This window comes from Corynebacterium sp. HMSC074C05 (assembly GCF_001838325.1).
GTDB lineage: Bacteria > Actinomycetota > Actinomycetes > Mycobacteriales > Mycobacteriaceae > Corynebacterium > Corynebacterium amycolatum.
Genome location: NZ_KV836283.1, coordinates 17,448 through 35,044 on the forward strand (window position 1 = coordinate 17,448; position 17,597 = coordinate 35,044).

Here is a 17,597-nt window from a genome sequence, read left to right on the forward strand (position 1 = left end):
GCCATGACCACCTCTTACTCCGAAGATCTCGCCCTCGCACTCTCGCTTGCCGACGCAGCCGATGACCTCACAATGTCCCGCTTTGAGGCGGCCAATCTAGTCGTCGAGTCCAAGCCCGACCTCACACCGGTCTCCGATGCCGATATCGCGTGCGAAAAGCTGCTCCGCGAGATTCTGTCGGACAAGCGCCCGAGCGATGAGGTTCTCGGCGAAGAATTCGGTGGCGAAGCTGTGTTTGAGGGCCGTCAGTGGGTCATCGACCCCATCGACGGCACTAAGAACTTCGTGCGCAATGTCCCGGTCTGGGCCACCTTGATTGCCCTGTTGGAGGACGGTAAGCCCGTTGTCGGCGTGGTCTCCGCACCTGCGCTGGGACGTCGCTGGTGGGCGTCCAAGGGCGACGGCGCATTCAAGCGCGTGCAGGTCGGCGGCTGGGACGCCGCTGAGCGCCGCATTGAGGTCTCGAAGGTGGCGAACATCGCGGACTGCTCAATTTCCAACTCTTCGCTCACAGGTTGGGCCGAGCGCGATTTGCGCGACAACTTCATCGGTCTCACCGATGACGCCTGGCGCCTGCGCGGCTATGGCGACTTCTTCTCCTACTGCCTGGTAGCGGAGGGTGCGGTCGATGTCGCAGCAGAGCCGGAGGTTTCCCTGTGGGACCTGGCAGCGCTCGCGATCCTGGTGGAGGAGGCTGGCGGCCGCTTCACTTCCCTAGCGGGAGTCGACGGGCCGCACGGCGGGGACGCCGTTGCGACGAATGGGCTGCTTCACGACGCCGTCGTCAAGCGCCTGAACGGGTAAACAGACTTTTCCGACCTATCGCAATTTGCGGCGAGCGGCTCACTATCTCCCGTCCGCGTGACCGATATCCAGGATACGTCGCAGCTCAGCAAATACCTCCGGGCGTACCTCATGGGTTACTACCCGTCCACTCTTAGACCTAGTTAGCAGCCCGGCATCCGCCATGGTCTTTAAATGATGTGACACCGTCGGCTGACTAAGCCCAGAAACAGCGGCCAGCTCCCCCACGGTCATCGGACTACAGCCAGCGGCAGCGAGCTGAGACAAAATTTGCAGGCGCGCCGGTTGCGCCAGCGCTTTGAAGAGAGTTGCCGCAGCCTGCGCTTCCGCCGCGTCGAGAGGCCGACCGCCAAGTGCACAGCATTCTGAGATTTCGTCCATACCTGTTGAGGCTACACGGCCCCTCTCTAAATATATTGACAATCATCGATATATTGATTACACAGGAAACTATGACACAGACTACAAAGTCACTCAGCTTCCTAGATCGCTTCTTGCCGCTATGGATTGCAGCTGCAATGGCAATTGGCCTCATTCTGGGCAAAATTGCACCGTCACTTGTGAACTGGCTGGCAGAGGCAAAAATTGCGACAATTTCCGTACCAATCGCCATCGGCTTGCTGGTCATGATGTACCCACCGCTCGCAAAGGTTCGATACGACAAAACGGGCAAAATTTTGACATCCAGGAAGCTGATGGGCATCACAGTCTTCCTCAATTGGATTCTCGGCCCCGCACTGATGTTCACCCTTGCCTGGGTATTCCTCAGTGATAGTCCAGAACTGCGCACTGGCGTGATTATCGTCGGTCTCGCCCGCTGCATTGCAATGGTTTTGGTCTGGAACGACCTATCTTGCGGCGATACTGAAGTCGCTGCCGTATTGGTGGCCGTAAACTCGCTATTTCAAATTCTCATGTTCGGCGCTCTAGGGTGGTTCTACCTGCAGATTCTGCCCTCCTGGTTGGGACTGGAAACCACTTCCGCTACCTTTTCTTTTTGGGCAATCGCACTATCCGTAGTGGTATTCCTCGGTATTCCGCTTCTGGCCGGCGCGGCATCACGCATAATTGGTGAACGCACCCGTGGTCGCGACTGGTATGAAAATGAGTACTTGCCCAAAATCTCACCATTGGCGCTTGCCGGCCTTCTATACACAATCGTGTTGCTCTTTGCACTTCAGTCACAGCAGATTCTTGAGAATCCCTGGACCGTTGCGAAAGTGGCGCTACCACTAGTGATCTACTTCCTCGCCATGTTCGCGATCGCTCTCACTTCGGCCAAGGCCGCGGGCATGAACTACGCAACCTCCGCATCGATTGCCTTTACGGCCGCCGGAAATAACTTCGAGTTGGCAATTGCGGTTGCGATTGGCACCTTCGGCCCATTGTCCCAGCAAGCACTTGCGGGAACGATTGGACCACTTATTGAAGTACCCGTACTCGTTGCACTTGTCTACGTCACCCGCTGGCTCGGGCCGCGCCTTTTCCCCAATGACCTTTCCGTACCGGAAAAACTATAGAAAAAGGATTCTGAAATGAAGGAAATCCCGAAGGTACTTTTCATCTGCGTGGCAAATGCCGGTAAATCCCAGATGGCCGAGGCCATTGCGCGTGCAAAATATGCCACGCAGTTCACCGCCCTTTCAGCAGGAACGAACCCCAAAACTACTACCAATGCGCTTGCAGCTAAATCAGTTGCAGAAATCGGCGCCTCTATGGACGGTGCATCACCAAAGCCCATTGACCCCACGATTCTCCGGACTGCAGATCGTGTTGTCATCATCGGCGATGCCGCTCATGTAGAGCTCCCCTCGGACGCTCAAGGCTCACTCGAGCGCTGGCTTACTGACGAGCCTTCAAAACGAGGTATCGACGGAGAAGAACGCATGGACCTGATTCGCGATGACCTCGAGCGCCGTATCGACGAGTTAGCTGTCGGACTCCGTCCCACTAAGAATCCCTAAGCGGCAGAATCCAACAAAAGCCTCCTTATCGCCAGCGTAAGCCACACGACTGCGCCGACGCCTGCGATGAGGCCGAGGAGCAGGAATATCAGACCGACTCCCCAAAGCCCGGTGGTGTCGTCAGTGCCGGCGATGATGCTCCAGCACAGGGCATAGCCGGCGACCGCTGCCCACCACGTGGGCAGAAGGTTCAGAGTTGGGGCGGGCACGCGCATCATGGCAGAGGCAGTAAGGATGACCATCGCGAAGCCACTGCAGAAAACCTGCCATGGCGAGTAGTCGTATTCGCCCTCGAGCGTCCACGCGAGCGTACAAAAGCAGATTAGGAATGCTGCGACAAAGACGAAAATCGTGTGCCCAAACGCGATACGCTCACCGGACTTTTTGGCCAGCCACGCGGCACCCATCCAAGCGAGAGCGGTGGGGATGGCAATAATCAACAGGTACGCGAGGAAGACTCCTGGCACCTCAGCCCAGGTGAAACTCGTCAGCATTGATCTCATGCCACTAGGTTACGCGTGCCCCTGGGCTTTTTGAACACGCTAGTTTCCCAGTAAAAACACAAACGAAACACTGTGTTTTACACATGCTCACTTAATGTATTGTCAGATTCGGCTGCTACAACTAGAAAGTCGTTTTCAATACGCCATTTGTAGAGAGTGCTTTTTACCAAAGAGCACCTCCCTATACGTTGTAGTAAAGGAGAAATCTGGGGTGAATAAACCTACCCGAATCGTGGGGCTTGATATAGCGCGCTCACTCGCCATCATCGGCATGATTATTGTCCATATGGCCTCACTACTTTGGAGCACAAAGGTTGTGCTCTCTGGCCTACCCTCATCACTGTTCGCCATCATCGCCGGCGCCACAATGATGATCATCGGCCGTAATTACAGCAGCACTACCTTCTTGCGTCTAATCACCCGCGGTGCCCTGATCATTCTCATCGGCCTGGCACTATTGCCGGTCGGTGGAGAAATTCAGGTGGTCCTCGTCATCATGGGCCTGGTAATGATGCTGGTTTCCTGGATGCCAGCGCTCGGAACCTGGTGGCGAGTCGGCTTCTTCATCGCCGCAACCATCGCCGCCACAATCAAGTACGCGCCTATGACGCTGCCACAGATCTATCCGCTACTCGCGTGGATTGCATATTTCATCGGCGGCATGCTGCTTTACGACGTCTACTTGCGCGGTCGCCTGCAAAGCACTTCCACCTCTGAGACCAGCACTAATACTCGGTTGAGCTGGATTGTTACCGCTGTCAGCGTTGTCATCACTGCCGTCGGCATGTACTTCCGATTTGATCCCGAGATTGCTGGCTGGCTCCGCTTTACCGGACACACTGGCGTCTTCGGAGAAATCATCCTCTCCGTCGCTGTTGCCGCTATTGTGTTGCACTTGTGCCTGTTCGTAGGCGATCGTTTCCCAGCTGTGGTTTACCCATTCGCGGCTATGGGAACAATGTCACTGACTATCTACATCCTGCACGTTCTCACCGCGTTTTATTGGCAGCAGAATGTTGTATTGCATTCCACGTTGTCCGCAGCCGGTTTCATCGTATTCTTCCTCGTCATTGCTAGCCTCTGGAAGAAATGTGTCGGACAGGGCCCTGCCGAAAAACTCGTTGCCACCGCAATCAAGGCCATTGTTCCTTCTGGGAAAGGGAAATAACCGTGAAGAAAACATCTTTTTCCATCGCAGCAATTGTTAGCAGCACCCTGCTTCTATCTGCAGCCCCAGCTCTTGCATTGGAAAACGGCGAACCCGCACCTGCGAATGCTGAAAGCAGTTCTGTGGCCGCGCTGAAGATTGGCAAAATCGGCAATTTCGGTGACTGTACCGGGACGCTGGTTGCCGACCAGTGGGTGCTCACTGCACGCCACTGCCTGGAGTCTGTGAACAACGAAGGGACCCAGGCCCGCATCGGCGGGAAGGTCTACGATGCCGATTCTTGGGCGCTGTCTCCAATGTCTGATGCGGGGTTGCTCCACCTGACCCAAAAGGTCACTGACGCAACACCCGCGAATGTTTCCCGCGATATCCCAACACCTGGACAGACGGGAACTCTCTATGGCTGGAGTAGCAGTTCGTCCATGGCACGATCCGGGCAGCTTCCGATGACCAAGATGGTCGTCAATGAGTTGCTAGGCGGAGGACCGGCTGATGGAACTCCAGGTGAGGCTGCTCCAGATGGGGCCGCTCCTGGTGAGGCTGTTCCGGGCGGTGCCATGCCGGATGCAGTAAAGCCAGATGACTCCAAAACCGAGTCGATCCCCGCAGGAACGGAAAGCATCCCAGCCGACGCCGCCATGATGCCAATGATTCAAAGCGCCATCCTCGACGCACATTCCGTCTCTGGCGCGGGTATGCAGGGCGGTGACTCCGGCGGCCCGTTCTTCGTCGACGGTAAGCTCGCGGGCCTGGCTACTGCCGGAACCTCCAATGGCGACCCTGACCTCCCCTCCCCCAGCGCAGCTATCACCACCCTCGCTGGCACGGCTGACTGGATCGATGACATCACCTCTGGCCGAGACACAGAAAGCGTGCTGACCGCGGAGAACACTCCTGCTCCGCCAAAGACCATTCAGACCAGCGCCGATCACATGTGGGGTTACCTCGCCATCGCGTGCGTTGGCCTGGTTGTCGCAGCAGCCTGGTCGCGCGTTAGGAATGGCCGACAGTAGAACCGTCTAACCACAACCACAAGCCGCCTCCCCGGAAAGTACTGGGTAGGCGGCTTTTATCGTGCATGCGAGGAACTTAAACGTGACTGAAGCCACAAAATCTCTCGGTAACTGACGTACAATCGTGAGGCATTCCTATGGTTTTATTCTAATTTTTCTATGAATTGACGATGCGATTCACATAATTGCTCATTGGTGAAACCCCACCAACGAGAAAAGTAATCAATTCCCGTGGATGGTTACACGCCCTTCGACGTCTTGATGGATATCGGTTGGATTTCGTTGCTGCTCATCATCGGTAATTTGATGCGGCGATTCATCCCCTGGTTCCAGAAGCTCCTCATTCCTGCACCGATTACTGCAGGCCTACTCGGCTTGCTACTAGGCCCCAACGCTTTGGGGATCATCCAGTTCAGCGAGCACTTCGGCGACTATGCGACGATTCTAATCGCCGCAGTCTTCGGTGCCCTGCCGTTCACAATGGACTTCGATGCCAAGGTTCGCCAGCGCGCGCGAACAATGTGGTCCTATTCCGTGGGCATGTACCTGGCACAGTGGGGCTTCTTCGCACTGCTTGGCGTGATTCTTTTCGCCCCGCTGTTCAATACTCCGGACTGGTTCGGCATCATGCTGCCCGTCGGCTTCGTCGGCGGTTTCGGTGTGGCAGCAGCAGTTGGTGGCGCACTGGACTCGGCCGGGACTGAGGCCACGAGTTTGGGCTTTACAGCCGCCGCGGTGGGCATGTTTTCCGCAATTGTCGGTGGCGTTATCTTTGCCCGCTGGGGTTCAAAGAAGGGGCACACCAACGAGTTGCCCGCCTTGGATAAACTGCCGGAGGACATGCGTACCGGCATTATCTCTCTTCCCGGCCAGCGTCCAAGCGTGGGACGTGCGACCACGAGCCCGTCCTCAATTGAGCCGATTGCGCTGCATGTCGCGGCACTGGCGGGGACGCTCTTCCTGGCGAATATCCTGACTAACTTGGTCAATGACGCTTTCCCGGCCTTGAGCTTCCCGCTGTTCGCGATGGCCTTCCTCGTCGGCCTGGCGGGTGTTGGAGTACTGCACCTGATTAAGGCACCGCACTACCTGGATACGAAGTTGATGGGTTCGGTCTCCGGCGCGTCGACGGACTTCCTGGTTGCAGTGGGCATCGCGTCGATTGTGCCGGCAGTAGTGGCCACCTACATCGTCCCGCTGATTATTCTGTTCGTCGTGGGTCTGGCCTTCTGCCTGGTGGTGTTCTTCTACGTCGCACCACGAGTCTTCGAACATGGTTGGTTCGAGCGCGCCGTATTCAGCTGGGGCTGGGCAACCGCTTCCGTAGCCACGGGTATCGCCGTCCTGAAGATTGTGGACCCGGAGCAGAAATCCGGCACTCTCGAGGAGTTCGGCATGGCCTACGTGGGCTTCGCACCATTCGAAATCGCGGCGGCCATCCTCGCCCCCATCGCCATCATCGCCGGACTGGTGTGGCTATTCGGTGGGGTCGCACTTATCGGTGGCCTGGCTCTGTTGATTCCGCCGATGATCTGGTTAAAGAAATCGAAAGCCAGGGCTTTGTAGAAGTTCCCACACCGCCCACATTTGCGAGCCCAGCGTGGGCTGTCCGGGCCTGTCTGGCAGCTGTCTTCCCACCGTTTTGCCAGTATTGCGCTCACTTATCGATGCATGATTCACCCATCGATGCGCTCCAGCGTATCCATAAGTGAATAACTCATCGATATGTGAAACCGAAAGCTAGCAGCGCGTACATGAGCTGAGGCAAGTCGACCAGAATCAACCCAGCAATCCCCTCAAGCTAAGTACCTTCAGCCCGACTAATCGAGCAGCGCCTCACGCTGCATTTCTGATGACCGTCCTTCAATGCCCGGTTGTGAAGTGCGCGAGTTCGTCAGACCCAACGACTACCTAACGGCTTAACCCCCAAACGGTGATTTGACCCCCAAATAAAGAAAACCCCTACCAGCGTTTGCACCGGTAGGGGTCTCTTCTTAGTGGCGGGGGCTGGATTCGAACCAACGACCTCTGGGTTCTCACCCTCAAGTTCGAGCCACCTGCAGTTATTACCCTTTTACCTGCTGATTAGAGAGGTATAAGCATACTGGGCCTTACTGCGCCTTACCGCGGATTACCGACTCTTAAGTCCCGTTTTGAGTCCCACTTTCTTCACCGAGATTCAAGGCTCCCCGCATAGCGTCGACATCAGTCCAATCCGTGTAGTTGCGCGCGTTCACGTCGACGTCATGCCCGAAGTAGGCTGCACGCACCTGGGCGGGCACCCCTCGCGCGATGGCCCGGTTATTGAGCACCGTGCGCCAGTCATGGGATCTCATTAAAGCGATGTGGTCGTCCTGGACCTGCGCGCCGACATCTTTAAACAGAGCCGCTGACGCTTTCACGGCGTTGTCGGTGCGCCAGTGCGCCTGCTTGTCTCCTGGCGAAGGGATCAGTGGGTCGGTCGTTCCTAGTCCGTCGAGCCGGTTTAACCAAAACTTTTCGACACGCTTGTCCAGGAACGGGATAGAACGGCCTCTGTGCGTTTTGGATTGATCAGATGTAATGCTGATCGCGATTTGCCCATTAGCGACTTTTACAGATTGTCTCGTCGCCGCCAGCGCCTCTGAGATGCGAAGTCCCGTCCCCGCTTGTAGTAGTGCCAGCGCAACCACGTTGCCATGTTTTGCGATGGAGCTTGCTCGCCGCCTGTTTGTGAGGGCCGTCTTTGACGGTGGCGAGTACGCCTGAATCTGCGCAGCAGATTCAGGGGGCCGACACCGGAGAAGCGTGACCCTCACAAACAGACTGTGGCCCTGGCTGCATCAGCAGTCGGGGCCACCCTGCCACAGTAAGCACGACATGTAGGAGGTGGATATGCGAGACAAGTTCTCGGCATATTCGCGTACAACCGTGCGCCTCGATAAGGATTTAGACCGATTTGTCGAGGAGGTTGCACGGGTTTCAGGGGTGCAAAAAGCCGTCGTGTTCCGGGAAGCTCTCTACGTCCTCGCAGAGGAGGGGAGCGTACTAACGCAGAAGCGTTTGGCCCCGGACACTCTGCGCCGCCTAGACGAGATGAATGACCAACTGCGTCGGATTGGTGTCAATCTGAACCAGGTGGCGCGGCGCGCGAATATCGACGGCGTTGCACCTGTGTCTGAGGCTGTAGAAGCGATTGCTTCCGAGGTTTCTTCTCTTCGTAAAGAGGTGAAGGGCTTTGTCCACAATCAAGATTAACTACAGCCAGAATATCCGCGCGGCGACGGTCTATGCCGTCTATGGAACGGCAGACAATGCCCGCAAGGGCAAGGTGCGAGCTGATGCCTTATGCACGGTTCAGCCCAACGCTGAATCGTTTTCTCCGGAGGCTACGGCTGGCCGTTGGTCGGGTGTGGACTTCATGGAAGCCAGTGTGGAAGAAATGGAGCGATATGCTCCGGCTCAGCGCACTGACGAAGCAATTATTTATATCCAATCGTGGGCTAAAGACGAGCTGGATAAGGATAACCCGGCCGATGTAGCTCGGGCTAATGCGGCTGGCTCAGAGCTGGCGATGCGGCTGACGCAGGGCACGGGAGTTCCGTTTACCGTGGCTACGCACACCGACAGTAAAAGCGGCTGTGTCCACAACCATATCGTCTTTGCCAACCACGATACGCAGACAAAGAAGGCTGCACCTCGGGATATGCGCAACTGGTACAAGCTGCGCAATATCAACGACGAGCTGATGCGCGATTTGGGGATGCGTGTCCTGGAGCGAGAGCCGGAAATATCGCTGCTTCCTGCTGAGCGCAGGGCACGCAAGGAGGGCAAGTCCACAGACTCGACGGGCCTGGGCGTGGATGAGCTGACCGCAGCCACGTGGGCTGATTTTGCCCGCAAGCGCATGGATGAGCTGTGCGCGGATAAACAGGTGGCAGATGCTGACGACCCACTGGCGAAGGCAGTAGAGATTGCTGGCAAATACAACCTGTCTCTAAAAGTGCAGCCCAACTCAAAAACCGAGGGTGAGTCGCTAACCGTGGCCCTGGTCGACGACGACGGCGAGGATGCCTACTTCACGAACACCACGAAGGCCGGACGTACTCGAAAGCGTAAAGCAGCTAAAGCTGGCTCAAAATTGGGCCGCAGCTACTCGCTAGAGGGTGTGACCGAACGCGTTAACGAGGCCCAATCAGCCCTTCTTGCGCGGCAGCTTGCAGCACTTCAAGCCAATTCAACCGATGACGACCTGGAGGCGAAATACGGCTCCAGCCTTCTCGATGACGAGGAGGAAGAAAACTATAACAACCAGGAGGTATTCAATCATGGTGTCAGTGACCGAGATGACGAAGCTAGCCCAAGCAGCGGCGAAAGGCAAGATGGACAGCGTCTTGAAGGTTCTCAGCCCACGCCTGGACAAGGCGGAGAAGGCTATCAAGACGCTGCAGGAGAAACTGAAGAGTCTGCCGGAGAATACAGGGGACATTCTCAGTTCTCTGCCCAGCGACTTCTCGACGAGGTTGACGCAAGCGGAAAGCGAATTAAGGAACGTAAAAAGCAATCTCGCCGCAAACAAGAACTACGTGAGCAGCAGTCACTTCCAAGTAACGATGATGGAAGTGCAGCAGATGATCACCGGGCTGATAAGGAACATCGAGGATCTGCCCAACGGCCTGGAGGGGGTAAAAGGGTACCTAATCGAGATAAGCGAGCAGATGTCGCGTCTGACAAGGATGCAACAGCTGGTACTCAAAGCAGCCGAAAGCCCCATCCATCTCGACAAGGATTCCAGCCAAGCAGTAGCCCAGAGCCTGAACGCTCAGATGACTTCGAGCCTGACTTCTAGCCTGGAACCGCTGGTAGAAGTAGCTGTATCTGAGGCAATGTCGAAAGAGTCCGAAAGCCTGCACAAGGCAGCAGAAGCATCTAAGAAGGCTCGCAGCGCCCTGCTCCAGGAGAAGGAGTCCAACGAAAAGCTGCTGGAGAAGATACGTGCAGAGCGCAAAAAGTACAACGACGACATGGAAAAGTCGAACACGAACTTTATTAAGGCCTGCATGTCTGCCTCGTGGATTGCAGCCAGTGTTCTCTTCGTTGCTATCGCACTCGTTGCTGTCGGAGCCTTGGGGAACGGGCTGCTAAGTATGCTCGGCATACCCGACGGCGTGTCTGCCTTGTGGGGTCACGTCCAGGAGGCCAACGGCATCGGCCCAACACTGGGCTGGTTGGCGTTAACACTTATCGTCATAGGGGTTCTTATAGCGCTTATGACCTGGATGTTGTCCCAGGCTGCGCCGGGTATTGCTCACTTAGTCGAGGAATACCGTCGCAATCACCCGAGGAAAGAAACGAACCACTAACTAGAACACGTGCACCGTAAAAAGTAAAAATCCCCACAACACAGCGTAGCGGTTAACCGCTACGCTTCTTTTATGCTCTTCCTATGCCCCAACTTTGCAACAGCACCAATAAACTGGCGCCCCGGTTATAAGTTGGGGCGCCAAGTCGATGTGCTCGAGTCGGGGGATGTTAGTGGCCGGTGCCAAGCCGGCCAGACAGGCGGTTCAGCCGGTCCTGACTGGGACCGTCGAGCCCGATAATGGACACGGTTTTGCCTCTGTCCTGGAACTTCTGCGTAATCGCGTCAAAGGTCGCGACCGTGGAGGCATCCCAGATCTCCGCCTCAGTGAGATCAATAGTGATATGACGGGCAGAATCGGTGTAATCAAAGCGATAAACCAGGTCATTGCTTGATGCCCAAAACAACTGGCCATGCACCCGGTAGGTACGAGTATCAATCTCGCCATCGCCGTCGCCGTCGATCTCGGAGACCTTTTCAATGGAAGCGATATGTGCCATCCGACGGGCGAACATGATCATCGCGGTGACCACACCCAACACCACACCAATGGCCAGGTTGCTGGTGGCTAGGGTGGCAATAATCGTCATGGCCATAACAATGGTCTCAGAGACCGGCATGAGTTTAAGGGTGCGTGGATGCACCGAGTGCCAGTCGATGGTGCCGACCGAGACCATGATCATGATTGCCACCAGCGCAGCCATCGGGATCATGCCAACGATGTCGCCCAGTGCCAGGACCAGGACCAGCAGGAACACACCGGCTAACAGGGTGGATAGGCGGGTACGTGCCCCGGATTCGCGGACGTTGATCATGGTTTGACCGATCATCGCGCAGCCACCCATGCCGCCGAAGAAACCGGAGGCAATATTAGCCACCCCCTGTCCCCAGGATTCACGAGTTTTATCGGAATGAGTGTCGGTGATGTCATCGACGAGCTTGGCGGTCATCAACGATTCCATGAGACCGACCACGGCCATGGCCAGGGCATAAGGCGCGATGATCTGCAGGGTCTCCAACGTCCACGGCACGTTCGGAATAAACAGGGACGGTAAGGTCTCCGGCATCTTGCCCATGTCCGAGACCGTCGGGACAGTCAAACCGGCGGCAATGACCAAACCGGTGAGCACGATAATCGTGACCAGCGGGGCGGGGATCACACTGGTGAGCTTGGGGAAGAAAATCATGATCACCACACCCAAGCCGACGAGTGGGTAGACTATCCAAGGCACATCAATGAGGTGTTCGAGTTGGGCGGTGAAAATCATAATGCCCAGTGCATTGACGAAACCCAGCATCACCGATCGGGGGATAAAACGCTGAAGTTTCGCCACACCGAGGGCGCCGAGCACGATTTGTAGGACACCGCCCAACAGGACGGTGGCGATGAAATAATCCATCCCGTAACCACGCGCCACAGGAGCAATGACTAGGGCAATAGCCCCGGTGGCGCCGGTGATCATTGCCGGGCGGCCACCGGTAAAGGCGATCGCAATGGCCATGACTACCGAGGAAAACAGACCCATGGCTGGGTCAACACCGGCAAGGATGGAAAAGGCAATGGCCTCAGGGATCAGCGCCAGGGATACCGCCAGTCCGGCCAGAATCTCTATACGGATACGGGCGGGGGAAGAAAATGCGTAACGGAAGGATGCGATGATCCCGGTAGGGGCATCAGCGCCGTCTGGACTCAGGAGGGGGCGGGGGGCCGCCGTGCTAGTTTCAGTCATAGATGTCCAATCTTTGAGGGGATAGGTAACTGGGCGAACGCCCGAAAGGAATCCAACCCTCTAGTAACTTTAGGTTTGGTGATGGTGGTCATGGTAGCGGGAGTTTTACTCAACCGCCAACCCAGGCACAGGAACCCGTGGGCAACATCACCGTGAAGGAGAACAGGCAATGCAAAACAGTAATTTCAAGATCGGCGAGGTCGTTGACCAGACGGGGTTGTCGATTCCCACCTTGCGTTATTATGACAACGTCGGCCTGATTACCCCATCGGGGCGTAGCCCTGGTGGGTTCAGGCTTTATAGTGAGGCTGATGTACGTCGTGTTTTGCTGGTGCGACGGATGAAACCGCTGGGGTTTACTCTGGATCAGATGCGGGAATTCCTGGAAGCTGCGGAGATTCTTCATAGTTCAGATGGCGGGCAGGAAAGTGATACCGCACAGCAGGCACGGAGTAATGCCAAGGCCACCCTTGCCGACATTCGTGAGGAGACGCGCACCCGCTACGAAAAGCTACGCAAGCAAATTGCCTACGCTGAGGAATTCCTCGATCTGGTCAACACCCTGGCACCCTAAACTGCCCCCATCCTTCGCAGGGAGAAAAAGACCATCGTATTGAATGCGCTCTGTCGAATCGCGTTCCAGATGAAGTGGACGAACGCCCGCGGCCTCTCCGGAGTGGATGGCGATAGTACAGAGGACTTCTGAAATCCGTGCAGACGACTCCTCAAAACGACACAGTCATCCAAGGTCACAAAATCGAAAATTGTCACTTAACCCCATCACTTCCAAACCGGCTTAAGTGACAAAATGCCATCGCTAAAGTCCCGATTTGAGTCCCAGGACGTGCGCCTTAAGAGAAATAACTAAAGCCCCTACCAGTGTTTACACCGGTAGGGGTCTCTTCTTAGTGGCGGGGGCTGGATTCGAACCAACGACCTCTGGGTTATGAGCCCAGCGAGCTACCGAACTGCTCCACCCCGCGTCAACTGTCCTGGCTTTTACAAGCACTCACAGCGGGTGCTGACCTCTCTGGCCAACGAGAAGTAACTGTAGCACGGAGGTCCCAACAAAGACCAATCCCCAGGTCATAGCGGGTTTCGCTACAACCTGGGGATCCTATAGACCATAAGAACCTATGATTCTCGGCTAATCTCTCGTTGCAAGCCTTACTCTCTGTAAACCTTACTGGCCGTTAGCCTTCTGATAGTCAGCGGCGGCACGATCAAGCTCAGCAAGTGCCTGGCCCTGGGCTGCGTAGTCACCGTTCTTCTGGGCGTCGTTAAGCTTTTGTAGCGCGTCGGAGATACGGCGAGCGGCGTCGTCACGCGCAGCGACATCAACCTTGCGCTCTTCCTTCGGCGCCTCGTCGTCGGACTCGGCGGCGGCGCCCTTGTCCTTATCCTCCGGCTGCTCCTCGGCCTCTTCCTCACCTCGAACCTTGGTCACGGCGGAAGCGTCGATACCAACCTGGCTCAGAGCCTCAGTGACCGTGGCACCGTAGCCCACCTGACCGCGGTAAGCAACGAGAATGCGCAGCAGCTTCGGGAATGCGGTCTCCTGGCCCTTGCGCTGGGTGTAGACCGGTTCGACGTAGAGAATCTCGCCATCACCAACCGGCAGCGTCAGCAGGTTACCGTTGGTGACTACGTTCGTACCCTCGAGCAGGGTGCGGTCCTGGGCGACCTCATCTGCGGACATCATCGTGTCCTGCGCCTGACGTGGACCCATGGTCTGGGTGTTGGTCGGCAGGGCACGGATGGTGATTTGACCGTACGTCTCCGGATCGGAGGAAGCACTCATCTGGGCGGCGAGGAACTCGCGCTCCAGACCACGGAAAGCGGAAATCAGCTGGAAACTCGGCTTGCCGGTCTTCGGATCGGAAGCAACAACGTAGTACGGCGGCTGGGAGAGATTCTTCTCTTCCGGTGCGGTTGGATCGGACGGGACGGACCAGAAGGAATCGTTGGCGAAGAACACACCCGGATCGCTGACGTGGTACTTGGCCATCAGCTCACGCTGAACCTTAAACAAGTCCTCCGGGTAACGCAGATGCTCCTGCAGCTCCTCGGAAATCTCTGACTTTGGCTTCACCGCACCCGGGAAGACGCCTTCCCAGGCCTTGAGCACCGGATCCTTCTCATCGAACTCGTAGAGCTCAACGGTGCCATCGTAGGCATCGACGGTCGCCTTGACCGAGTTGCGGATATAACTGACCTCGCTGTTCGGCAGCGGGCGTGGAGTGCCATCCGGGTTAATGGAGTCCTGCGTGGTCTCCTGAAGACTCATGCGCTGGGAGTACGGCATCTTGGCCAACGTGGTGTAGCCGTCGACGATCCACTTCATACGGCCATCGACTACAGCCGGGTACGTCTTGGTGTCGGTAGTCAGCCATGGGGCGACCTTCTGAACACGGTCACGCGGATCGCGGTTGTAGATAATCTTGGAGTCCGACCCAATGCGGTCGGACAGCAGGATGTTGAGTTCCTGGTAACGGGTGGCGAAAATCATGCGGCTGGCAAGTCCGCCAACGCCAACACCGCCCTCACCGTCGTAGGTGAAGTTTCGGCCGTCAGCATCGTACTCGTAGTCCTTGCCGTCACCATTGCCGCCGACAATCGCGTAGTCGGCATCGCTGTTGGCGATAACCGGACCGTAGTAAATGCGCGGCTGCTTCAGGTTCAGGTTCATGCCGTTCGGGTCCTCGGACTCGAACAGATCAGCCACGGTGTACAACGGGTAACCACCGCGGGCGGAACCGGACTCAGAGGCAACCTCATCGACCTTGTTAGCCGGCGCGGCAACGAAACCATTGCCGTGGGTGTAGACCGTGTGACGGTTGATCCAGTCAGTCTGGTTGCCCTGCAGCGTCTGCGGGTTCAGCTCACGAGCAGCGACGATGAAGTCACGGGACGCGCCATCAATCTGGTAGCGGTCAATGGCAAGCGGATCGGAGAAACCATAGAAGTTCTTCAGCTGGCGCTGCTGCGTGAAGGTACGTGGCAGCACTTCCGGATCCAGAATTCGGATATTGGCCAGAGTAGCGGCATCGCGCGAAATCGAATCCGCACCTTCCTTCGCGGCTTCCTTATCGCCTTCCTTTTCAGCCGGAACACCCCAGTCGCGCTCGACCTTCACCTTGTCGTCGGTAAGCCCGTAGTGGTAGCGCGTCGATTCAATGTTGCGCGCAATGTATTCACGTTCCTTGGAAGCTCGGTTCGGGTTAACCGAGAACTGCTCAACTGCCATCGGCCAGGCCACGCCAATCAGCCCCGCAGAAACCAACATCAGCACGGTGGCAAACGCCGGGATGGAAAGATTGCGCAAGAAAATGGCTGCGAAGAATGCAGCGGCCACGACAATTGCGATGACCAGCAGCGTAATCTTCGCCGGCAGCAGCGCATTGATATCGGTGTAGGAACCACCGGTGAAGGTCTTCTGCTTGTTATTCAGCAGTTCATAGCGGTCCAGCCAGTAAGACACAGCCTTGAGCAGCATGAAAACACCGGCCCAGCACGCCAACTGCGCACGAGCCGCATTGGAAACGCGGGTCTTCTCCCCTGTAGTCGGATTACCTGGGCGGATACCACCAAGGAAGTAATGCGTCACCAGCGACAGCAGGAACGCAATAACTACCAGGACAACCAGCGTCGACACGATGTACGACCACAGCGGCAACTGGAACGCATAGAAGCCCAAGTCCTTGCCGTACTGCGGGTCCGTCTCACCGAAGGACTGTCGGTTTAAGAACAGCTGCACCGTCTGCCATTTGCCCTGCCCCACAAGGCCACCGAGTACGCCGAATACAACAGGCAGCGTGGTGAACATCGACTTCGAACCAGATTCAGCCATCCGTCGGTACACTGCCTGCGGGCTGCGCGGATCCGTCAGCCCGAGGTCGACGGGACGGGAGCGCCACGCCAGCCACATAGATAGAAATGTCAGTGCGCCCGTTATCAGGCCTACGGTGATAAACAGGACGATACGAGTGAGCCACGTGGTGGCGAATACCCCTCGATAGTCCACTTCACCGAACCACTGAAAGTCCGTATAAAAATTGACGGCGATTGGAATAACAAAGGTCAGCGCGGCAATCACCAACACGGTAATTGCCAGCCACCCCGGGCGGCCACCCGCCGATCGTCTCGGTCGAGTCTGGTTTAGAGACAACGTCTCTCCTGTCCAAGTTGAACTTGACTTGCCAGCGAGCTGGTAAGTCGGTCGTACGCTTATCTGTCATCTACTCTAAATAAAGTTCCTAACATTTGACTAAGGATGCTGTTAATACAGCGTTGCCAGGAAAGGGGCGTCGTCAAGCGTCATGAGCGAAAACAGCGGAACCCAGACTCATCTCAGCCAGCAGGCACTCAATCGCGCCGTACGCGAGGCTGTCGAATACGTCCACGCCGAAGGTTGGGACCGCGCCCCGAGTCTCTTCGCCCTCGTCCCCACCGCCGCGCTTGCCGACGTGCTTGCCGACGAGCTGATTAACAGCGCCCCGCTGACTGTCGTTGCGCAGGAACCTCTCCCCGAGGGAATTGAAGGTGGTAGCCCTGAGTTGGCGGACTTTATCGCTCGGACATCGTGGCCGGCAGGTGTCGTTGGTGCCGTGCTGGCACAGGAGATTATGGTGATTGCCCCGGAGCAAGCGGACAGTTTTGAGGGTGCATCACTGGATGAGGTGCGGGCGCAGGCGGATGGTGAGGCGGCTCGTCAGGCACGTCTTTTCAGTGGTGTTATCAGTGAAGGTCCACACCTAACGCTGATTCAGCCGCGCCCCACAGAAGCGGAACTGGATGAGCGTGGCCCCTTTGCTGAAGATGAGATTGAGCTAAAAGATGGTTCTGGGGTAGCCGATGGTGTCATCGCTGCGCTGTACTCCACGTTCGGAAGTAACTCATAACTCCACCTACCAGCGATAAGAGACAAACAAGAGGCGTTGAAAGCGCCGAATATACATATAACTAGCTGGTTCCGGTTGACATCAGGACTAGAACCTAGTTGTATAACAAAGTGATAAAGGCACGTCTCTAAGTATCTACTCAGGGTTCTGTCGGACTTGGTTCTGTCGGACTT

The 17,597-nt window shown here is 56.6% G+C and carries 16 protein-coding genes and 1 tRNA gene; 11 read left to right on the forward strand and 6 right to left on the reverse strand.

What is annotated here, in order from left to right; all coding sequences use genetic code 11:
* Positions 1-3: 3 nt before the first annotated feature.
* Positions 4-804 (forward strand): histidinol-phosphatase, encoded by an 801-nt coding sequence (hisN, locus tag HMPREF3042_RS02150; protein WP_070855942.1) that lies wholly within the window; start codon positions 4-6, stop codon positions 802-804.
* 42 nt (positions 805-846) lie between these two features.
* Here hisN and HMPREF3042_RS02155 read toward each other — a convergent pair whose 3' ends face one another.
* Positions 847-1,185 carry an ArsR/SmtB family transcription factor gene (locus HMPREF3042_RS02155; RefSeq protein WP_016423238.1) on the reverse strand — a complete coding sequence of 113 codons (339 nt, stop codon included), beginning with the start codon at positions 1,183-1,185 and terminating at the stop codon, positions 847-849.
* 71 nt (positions 1,186-1,256) lie between these two features.
* On the opposite strand from HMPREF3042_RS02155, the gene arsB reads away from it, so the two are divergent.
* Both arsB and HMPREF3042_RS02165 read left to right on the forward strand, forming a co-directional pair.
* Positions 1,257-2,324, forward strand: coding sequence for an ACR3 family arsenite efflux transporter (arsB, locus tag HMPREF3042_RS02160; protein ID WP_070855943.1), 1,068 nt, complete (start codon positions 1,257-1,259; stop codon positions 2,322-2,324).
* Between the two features lie 15 nt (positions 2,325-2,339).
* Complete coding sequence (locus HMPREF3042_RS02165; protein ID WP_070855944.1) at positions 2,340-2,768, forward strand: arsenate-mycothiol transferase ArsC; 429 nt, start codon at positions 2,340-2,342, stop codon at positions 2,766-2,768.
* Here the strand turns inward: HMPREF3042_RS02165 and HMPREF3042_RS02170 are convergent.
* Positions 2,765-3,271 carry a hypothetical protein gene (locus HMPREF3042_RS02170; protein WP_049172180.1) on the reverse strand — a complete coding sequence of 169 codons (507 nt, stop codon included), beginning with the start codon at positions 3,269-3,271 and terminating at the stop codon, positions 2,765-2,767. The two genes, HMPREF3042_RS02165 and HMPREF3042_RS02170, sit on opposite strands and share 4 nt — an antisense overlap.
* A gap of 211 nt (positions 3,272-3,482) precedes the next feature.
* Here HMPREF3042_RS02170 and HMPREF3042_RS02175 point away from each other — a divergent pair, with 211 nt between their 5' ends.
* The 3 genes from HMPREF3042_RS02175 to HMPREF3042_RS02185 all read left to right on the forward strand — a co-directional run bounded on the left by HMPREF3042_RS02175 (position 3,483) and on the right by HMPREF3042_RS02185 (position 7,018).
* On the forward strand, positions 3,483-4,439 hold the full coding sequence (locus tag HMPREF3042_RS02175; RefSeq protein WP_070855945.1) for a DUF418 domain-containing protein: 957 nt from the start codon (positions 3,483-3,485) through the stop codon (positions 4,437-4,439).
* A gap of 2 nt (positions 4,440-4,441) precedes the next feature.
* Entirely contained in the window at positions 4,442-5,452 is a 1,011-nt protein-coding gene (locus HMPREF3042_RS02180; RefSeq protein WP_070549410.1) for a trypsin-like serine protease, read from the forward strand.
* 231 nt (positions 5,453-5,683) lie between these two features.
* Positions 5,684-7,018: a sodium/glutamate symporter gene (locus tag HMPREF3042_RS02185; protein WP_070855946.1), complete on the forward strand. Its 1,335-nt coding sequence runs from the start codon at positions 5,684-5,686 to the stop codon at positions 7,016-7,018.
* Positions 7,019-7,593: 575 nt separating this feature from the next.
* Here HMPREF3042_RS02185 and HMPREF3042_RS02190 read toward each other — a convergent pair.
* Entirely contained in the window at positions 7,594-8,124 is a 531-nt protein-coding gene (locus HMPREF3042_RS02190; RefSeq protein WP_049156218.1) for a tyrosine-type recombinase/integrase, read from the reverse strand.
* Positions 8,125-8,326: 202 nt separating this feature from the next.
* Here HMPREF3042_RS02190 and mobC point away from each other — a divergent pair, with 202 nt between their 5' ends.
* The 3 genes from mobC to HMPREF3042_RS02205 are packed head-to-tail and all read left to right on the forward strand — an operon-like array spanning position 8,327 to position 10,794.
* Positions 8,327-8,689 carry a plasmid mobilization relaxosome protein MobC gene (gene mobC / locus HMPREF3042_RS02195; protein WP_070549414.1) on the forward strand — a complete coding sequence of 121 codons (363 nt, stop codon included), beginning with the start codon at positions 8,327-8,329 and terminating at the stop codon, positions 8,687-8,689.
* On the forward strand, positions 8,670-10,280 hold the full coding sequence (locus tag HMPREF3042_RS02200; protein ID WP_070549416.1) for a relaxase/mobilization nuclease domain-containing protein: 1,611 nt from the start codon (positions 8,670-8,672) through the stop codon (positions 10,278-10,280). Before mobC ends, HMPREF3042_RS02200 begins: the two co-directional genes overlap by 20 nt.
* Positions 10,258-10,794: a hypothetical protein gene (locus tag HMPREF3042_RS02205; RefSeq protein ID WP_224783739.1), complete on the forward strand. Its 537-nt coding sequence runs from the start codon at positions 10,258-10,260 to the stop codon at positions 10,792-10,794. Before HMPREF3042_RS02200 ends, HMPREF3042_RS02205 begins: the two co-directional genes overlap by 23 nt.
* Positions 10,795-10,963: 169 nt before the next feature.
* Here HMPREF3042_RS02205 and HMPREF3042_RS02210 read toward each other — a convergent pair whose 3' ends face one another.
* Complete coding sequence (locus tag HMPREF3042_RS02210; RefSeq protein WP_070855947.1) at positions 10,964-12,523, reverse strand: SulP family inorganic anion transporter; 1,560 nt, start codon at positions 12,521-12,523, stop codon at positions 10,964-10,966.
* A 169-nt stretch (positions 12,524-12,692) separates the two neighbouring features.
* Between HMPREF3042_RS02210 and HMPREF3042_RS02215 the strand changes: the two genes are divergently transcribed.
* Complete coding sequence (locus HMPREF3042_RS02215) at positions 12,693-13,097, forward strand: MerR family transcriptional regulator (RefSeq protein WP_034664654.1); 405 nt, start codon at positions 12,693-12,695, stop codon at positions 13,095-13,097.
* Between the two features lie 335 nt (positions 13,098-13,432).
* Here HMPREF3042_RS02215 and HMPREF3042_RS02220 read toward each other — a convergent pair.
* Positions 13,433-13,506: transfer RNA gene (locus HMPREF3042_RS02220), tRNA-Met, on the reverse strand.
* A 200-nt stretch (positions 13,507-13,706) separates the two neighbouring features.
* On the reverse strand, positions 13,707-16,691 hold the full coding sequence (locus HMPREF3042_RS02225) for a UPF0182 family protein (protein WP_070855948.1): 2,985 nt from the start codon (positions 16,689-16,691) through the stop codon (positions 13,707-13,709).
* Between the two features lie 151 nt (positions 16,692-16,842).
* Between HMPREF3042_RS02225 and HMPREF3042_RS02230 the strand changes: the two genes are divergently transcribed.
* Positions 16,843-17,424, forward strand: coding sequence for a PPA1309 family protein (locus HMPREF3042_RS02230; protein ID WP_070855949.1), 582 nt, complete (start codon positions 16,843-16,845; stop codon positions 17,422-17,424).
* Positions 17,425-17,597: the final 173 nt, after the last annotated feature.

Bases quoted from the DNA above. Each gene is read 5' to 3' on its own strand.
- HMPREF3042_RS02155 (WP_016423238.1), bottom strand. From the start codon at position 1,185: ATGGACGAAATCTCAGAATGCTGTGCACTTGGCGGTCGGCCTCTCGAC.
- HMPREF3042_RS02170 (WP_049172180.1), bottom strand. From the start codon at position 3,271: ATGAGATCAATGCTGACGAGTTTCACCTGGGCTGAGGTGCCAGGAGTC.
- arsB (WP_070855943.1), top strand. From the start codon at position 1,257: ATGACACAGACTACAAAGTCACTCAGCTTCCTAGATCGCTTCTTGCCG.
- hisN (WP_070855942.1), top strand. From the start codon at position 4: ATGACCACCTCTTACTCCGAAGATCTCGCCCTCGCACTCTCGCTTGCC.
- HMPREF3042_RS02165 (WP_070855944.1), top strand. From the start codon at position 2,340: ATGAAGGAAATCCCGAAGGTACTTTTCATCTGCGTGGCAAATGCCGGT.
- HMPREF3042_RS02205 (WP_224783739.1), top strand. From the start codon at position 10,258: ATGACTTCGAGCCTGACTTCTAGCCTGGAACCGCTGGTAGAAGTAGCT.
- mobC (WP_070549414.1), top strand. From the start codon at position 8,327: ATGCGAGACAAGTTCTCGGCATATTCGCGTACAACCGTGCGCCTCGAT.
- HMPREF3042_RS02230 (WP_070855949.1), top strand. From the start codon at position 16,843: ATGAGCGAAAACAGCGGAACCCAGACTCATCTCAGCCAGCAGGCACTC.
- HMPREF3042_RS02215 (WP_034664654.1), top strand. From the start codon at position 12,693: ATGCAAAACAGTAATTTCAAGATCGGCGAGGTCGTTGACCAGACGGGG.
- HMPREF3042_RS02210 (WP_070855947.1), bottom strand. From the start codon at position 12,523: ATGACTGAAACTAGCACGGCGGCCCCCCGCCCCCTCCTGAGTCCAGAC.